Annotated in this window: 6 protein-coding genes; 1 reads left to right on the top strand and 5 read right to left on the bottom strand. The window is 73.4% G+C overall.

Annotated features, from left to right (window positions below; translation table 11 throughout):
- Both GTW43_RS10280 and GTW43_RS10275 read right to left on the bottom strand, forming a co-directional pair.
- A partial coding sequence (locus GTW43_RS10280; RefSeq protein ID WP_343245958.1) for a DsbA family protein occupies positions 1-383 on the bottom strand: 383 nt, incomplete at its 3' end.
- Positions 380-811, bottom strand: coding sequence for an Rrf2 family transcriptional regulator (locus GTW43_RS10275; RefSeq protein ID WP_161301336.1), 432 nt, complete (start codon positions 809-811; stop codon positions 380-382). The genes GTW43_RS10280 and GTW43_RS10275, both read right to left, overlap by 4 nt.
- Positions 812-949: 138 nt before the next feature.
- Here GTW43_RS10275 and GTW43_RS10270 point away from each other — a divergent pair, with 138 nt between their 5' ends.
- Positions 950-1465, top strand: coding sequence for a cupin domain-containing protein (locus GTW43_RS10270; RefSeq protein ID WP_161301335.1), 516 nt, complete (start codon positions 950-952; stop codon positions 1463-1465).
- 19 nt (positions 1466-1484) lie between these two features.
- Here the strand turns inward: GTW43_RS10270 and GTW43_RS10265 are convergent, their stop codons facing one another.
- The 3 genes from GTW43_RS10265 to GTW43_RS10255 all read right to left on the bottom strand — a co-directional run bounded on the left by GTW43_RS10265 (position 1485) and on the right by GTW43_RS10255 (position 3830).
- Positions 1485-2036 (bottom strand): hypothetical protein, encoded by a 552-nt coding sequence (locus tag GTW43_RS10265; protein WP_161301334.1) that lies wholly within the window; start codon positions 2034-2036, stop codon positions 1485-1487.
- Positions 2037-2076: 40 nt separating this feature from the next.
- The gene (locus GTW43_RS10260) at positions 2077-2901 is read right to left on the bottom strand and encodes an aminoglycoside phosphotransferase (protein ID WP_161301333.1); all 825 of its coding nucleotides are present in this window, start codon (positions 2899-2901) and stop codon (positions 2077-2079) included.
- Between the two features lie 62 nt (positions 2902-2963).
- Positions 2964-3830, bottom strand: coding sequence for an arylamine N-acetyltransferase (locus GTW43_RS10255; RefSeq protein ID WP_161301332.1), 867 nt, complete (start codon positions 3828-3830; stop codon positions 2964-2966).
- Between the last annotated feature and the right edge of the window lie 149 nt (positions 3831-3979).

The raw sequence follows: 3979 nt of genomic DNA, 5'->3' as shown, positions 1-3979 counted from the left end.
CGGCCGGTCACGAACACGGTCTCGCGCAGCCGTCGCAGGACCCGGTCGGCGACCGGACTCCCCTGCCGTTCGGCCGCCTTGGCGACGAGCGAGGCGGGCCACGAGCTCGCCGCGACCCGGCTCAGGCGCGCCGCCCGCGGCGCCCCGGTGTGCCCGCAGACGGTCTCGACGTAGCTCTCGTACCAGAGCCGTTCGGCCTCGGGGTCGGGCGCCGGGTCGTCGCCCTCGTCGAACAGGATGCAGAAGACACGACGCCAGCGGACCGCGTCCCCGAGCGACGACCGCAGCCGCCGGAAGGCCGGTTCGGAGCCCCAGGCCCAGGGGCAGAGCGGATCGGTGTACTCGACGACCTCGAGCGCCGCTCCGCCGGGCGCGGCCGTCACGCGGCGCCCCTGCGGGCCGGCGCCCCGTCCGCGGCGGGCAGCAGGGAGGCCAGGGTGACGCGGCCGAGCAGGGCCGCCGTGTCGGACTCGACACGGCGCCACACGTCGGGCAGTGCGGCGGCGGCTCCTGGGTACGCGACGTCGTCGAGGAGGTCGCCGCGCAGCGTGAGCAAGGCGCCGTCGACGGCGCGGCTCACGTCGAGCAGGGTGATCTCCTCGGCGCTGCCGCCGAGCCAGTACCCGCCCTCGCAGCCCCGCTGGCTGCGGACCAGACCGGCCCTGCGCAACTCGCCCACCACGGACTTGAGGAACCGGAACGGAATGCCCTGCGAGGAGGCGATGGACTCACAGGTCAACGGGCGGGCCGGTTCACGCGCGAGCTCCAGCAGGGCGCGCGTGGCGTAGTCCGCCTTCGCGGAGATATGCATGCGCCCATCATGCCCGAGCCCTCGTCCGCGGCAAGGTCGTTCACCTCGGCCACGTTCGTGTTGCCAGAACATTGCCGCAGGTGAGAGCCAATGGACACCTCTTGACATCCTTTTCGGGGCGGCTCTAGCGTCCTCGGCATGAGCGACGCGCTGACCACCCCTGGCGAAGGCTTCCACCCTCATCTGCCCGACGGCCCGGACTCCGCGCCGGCGCCGCTACGCTCCCGGCTGCACCACGTCCGCGCGGACGCGCTGGACGGCGACACCGCGCAGAGCGGGGGCATGCGGCGGTTCGCCGCCGTCAGCGGGCGGACGGTCGGCTCGGAGAAGCTCTGGATGGGGCAGACCCATGTCGCCCCGGCCACGGCCTCCTCGGACCACCACCACGGCGCGTCCGAGACCGCGATCTACATCGTCAGCGGGCATCCCGAGTTCGTGTTCCTCGACGACGCGGACGGCACCGAGCAGGAGATCCGCCTGCGGACCGCGCCGGGCGACTACATCTTCGTCCCGCCCTACGTCCCGCACCGCGAGGAGAACCCCGACCCCGCCGAGGAGGCCGTGGTCGTCATCGCGCGCAGCACCCAGGAGGCCGTCGTGGTGAACCTGCCGAAGCTGTACGCCCTCGGCCAGGAGGGGTCAGGACCCGAGTGAGCGCGCGAGGGGACGGCCCTCACTCCCGATCGGCCTCCGCCATGAACTCCCCCACCAGATCCACGGGGTTGGCGGCCGACGTCAGCTCGAACATCGCGTCCGGGTCGAACATGTCGTAGAGCAGCACCGGCACCGGGCGGCCCAGCGCCTCCACGATCCGGCCGCTGTCGTGCAGGTGCCGCGCCGTGCCCACGCACACCTCGTAGAACCACTCGGTGAGTTGCTCGTCCCGGTCGCCCGGTTCGTCACCGTCGTCGTACCAGAGGCCCTGGGCCAGTGCCTCGTGCCGGAAGGCCCGGGCGCCGTCCGGATCGAGGCCGACGACGCGGACGCCTTCCAGGCCCGTGGCCGGGAAGTAGGCGTAACTCCAGCGCGCCTCCCACGCGTCGGGCGTCTGGCCGGCCGCCTCCGCCGCGTCCGTCTCGGTCGTGTAGCCGACGGCCACGTACGGACAGCGCGGGTCCTGGTCGACGCTGTCGATCCGGAACGTCACCGCGTAGATCCCGCGCTCCGGCGGGAACATCCGCACGGCGTCCTCGGCCCTCTGCTGCACGTACTGCGCGAACGTCATGTCCCCTCCCGGTCGGCCACCACCCCAGCAGACTAGGGCGTCACGCCTCCAGGCGCCGTACGGACCGCACCGCTCGCTCGTACCGCTCGCGCTCCCCCGGTCGCGGGCGGTCCGTCAGGAGGCTCTGGGCGACGAGCCTGAAGACCAGGGCGCGCAGCAGCATCTGCCGCCAGTCGGGGTGGCCGCTTCCGGCGGCGAGCAGGCCGGGGGGAAGGTCGAACCACAGCAGTCCGTCCGCGACCACGACGGCCTCGGCGAACACGGGAGGCCGCCAGTACGGGGAGAAGTCGATCACGGCGGGGGGCGCGTCCGGCGCGAACAGCACGTTGCCGGTGAGGTCCCCGTGGACGAGCTGGGCCGCCTCCTGTTTCACCGGCCGCAGGAGGTCCGCCAAGTCCGCGTACGGTGTGGCGAGTTCACCGGTGATCTCGATGTCCTGCTCACCCCACGCGACGCGATCGCCGACGGCCCACGGGTGGGTGCGACGGGCGAGGAAGTCGGGCCGGGGCAGCTTTCGCAGCGCGGAGTGGAAGGCCCGGCCCGCACCGAGCACACCGGACCAGTGCCCCTGCGGCCCCGGCTCCCCGGTCAGGAACTCCGTGCCGGTCCAGCCGTCCACGACGCAGCGTCCGTCCCGGGCCCGCAGGGGGCGCGGCACCCGGAATCCCGCCCCCGGCGGCAGCGCCTCGCTCAGGGACGCCGCCCACTCGGCCTCGTCCTCGGCGCCCTCGACGGGTTTGAACACGTGGTCGCCCACCCGCACACAGCGCTCCTGCCCGCCGGTCAGGGGCACGGCCGGGCCGGTCACTCCGAAGGCGTCCAGGACGGCGGGCGGGGGCACGGCGCGGTGCGGCGGCTCGGTCATACCCGGCATCCTCCCGGCCCCACCGCGCCGCGCGCACCCCGTTTCCGGCCGCCGTACCACCGTCAGTTCTCTTCGGCGGGGGCGGATCCGGCGAGTTCGGTGAGCCGCTTCACGAGCAGCTCCGCCTCCTGCGGTGCGGTCCGGATCCCGAAGACCTCGGCGAGCAGCTCGGGCGTCTCGTCGGCGCGCACGGTCTGCCGGACGTCGGCGTGTCCGGGGCGCCGGGTCGTCCACACGAGGCTGTCCAGGGAGTCGTACCGGTCGGTGCGCAGCCGCTGGACGAAGGGGCGGCGCACGAAGGGCGAGCGCTCGTGGGTGGCGACGAAGTGGTTGCCGAGCGTGTAGTCGATCGGGTACTGCGGGTTCTCGGTGAAGACCTGACGGACCGTCCAGCCGTCCGGCGCGTCCTGTGCCCGCTCGTACACGGCCCAGCCCGGCGCGCCGTGCGTGATGGCCTGACGGCGCAGGAGGTAGGGCCAGGGTCCGGCCTCGCTCAGGGCGCCGTCGGTCAGCTCGACGGGCTCCAGCGGGCTGGCCCCGAACCCGACGTCGTCGAGCACCTTGGTGCCCTCCACCTCGACGAGGAGCATCGCGTGGGTCGCGGGCCGCGGTGTGTCGAGACCGGCACCGAGCTGCACGCGGCCCGACACCGCGGTGAACCGGAAGCCGAGGCTCTCCAGAGCGGCGGCGAAGAGCGCCACGTGTTCGTAGCAGTAGCCGCCGCGCCGCCGGCGCACCATCTTGTCCTGCACGGACTCGATGTCGAGACGCACCTCCCGGTACAGGAAGCTGTCGAGGGTGTCCCAGCCCAGCGCGAGCACATGGGCCCGTTGTAGCTCCCGCAGGGTGTCCAGGGTGGGCGCCCGGTCACCCTCGTAGCCGAGGCGCGCCAGGTAGGCGTCAAGATCGAACCGCTCACTGCTCCACATGACCGGGACAACCCCGCCACGCACCGCGCGTATTCCGTCGCCCTGCTCTCCGGCCCGGTGGCACCGGTCCTCGTCGACCCGGGGAGGTGACGCCGCGACTCACTTCCCGGGCCCTGCGGACGGGCCGCCGGGAGCGGCCCGGTGCGGCC

This window comes from Streptomyces sp. SID5785 (assembly GCF_009870065.1).
Classification (GTDB): Bacteria; Actinomycetota; Actinomycetes; order Streptomycetales; family Streptomycetaceae; genus Streptomyces.
Note: the sequence above shows the minus strand (reverse complement) of the source record. Positions and strands in the feature narration are given on the sequence as shown.

Coding starts and splice junctions, on each gene's coding strand:
- GTW43_RS10275 (WP_161301336.1), bottom strand. CDS start 811: ATGCATATCTCCGCGAAGGCGGACTACGCCACGCGCGCCCTGCTGGAG.
- GTW43_RS10270 (WP_161301335.1), top strand. CDS start 950: ATGAGCGACGCGCTGACCACCCCTGGCGAAGGCTTCCACCCTCATCTG.
- GTW43_RS10265 (WP_161301334.1), bottom strand. CDS start 2,036: ATGACGTTCGCGCAGTACGTGCAGCAGAGGGCCGAGGACGCCGTGCGG.
- GTW43_RS10260 (WP_161301333.1), bottom strand. CDS start 2,901: ATGACCGAGCCGCCGCACCGCGCCGTGCCCCCGCCCGCCGTCCTGGAC.
- GTW43_RS10255 (WP_161301332.1), bottom strand. CDS start 3,830: ATGTGGAGCAGTGAGCGGTTCGATCTTGACGCCTACCTGGCGCGCCTC.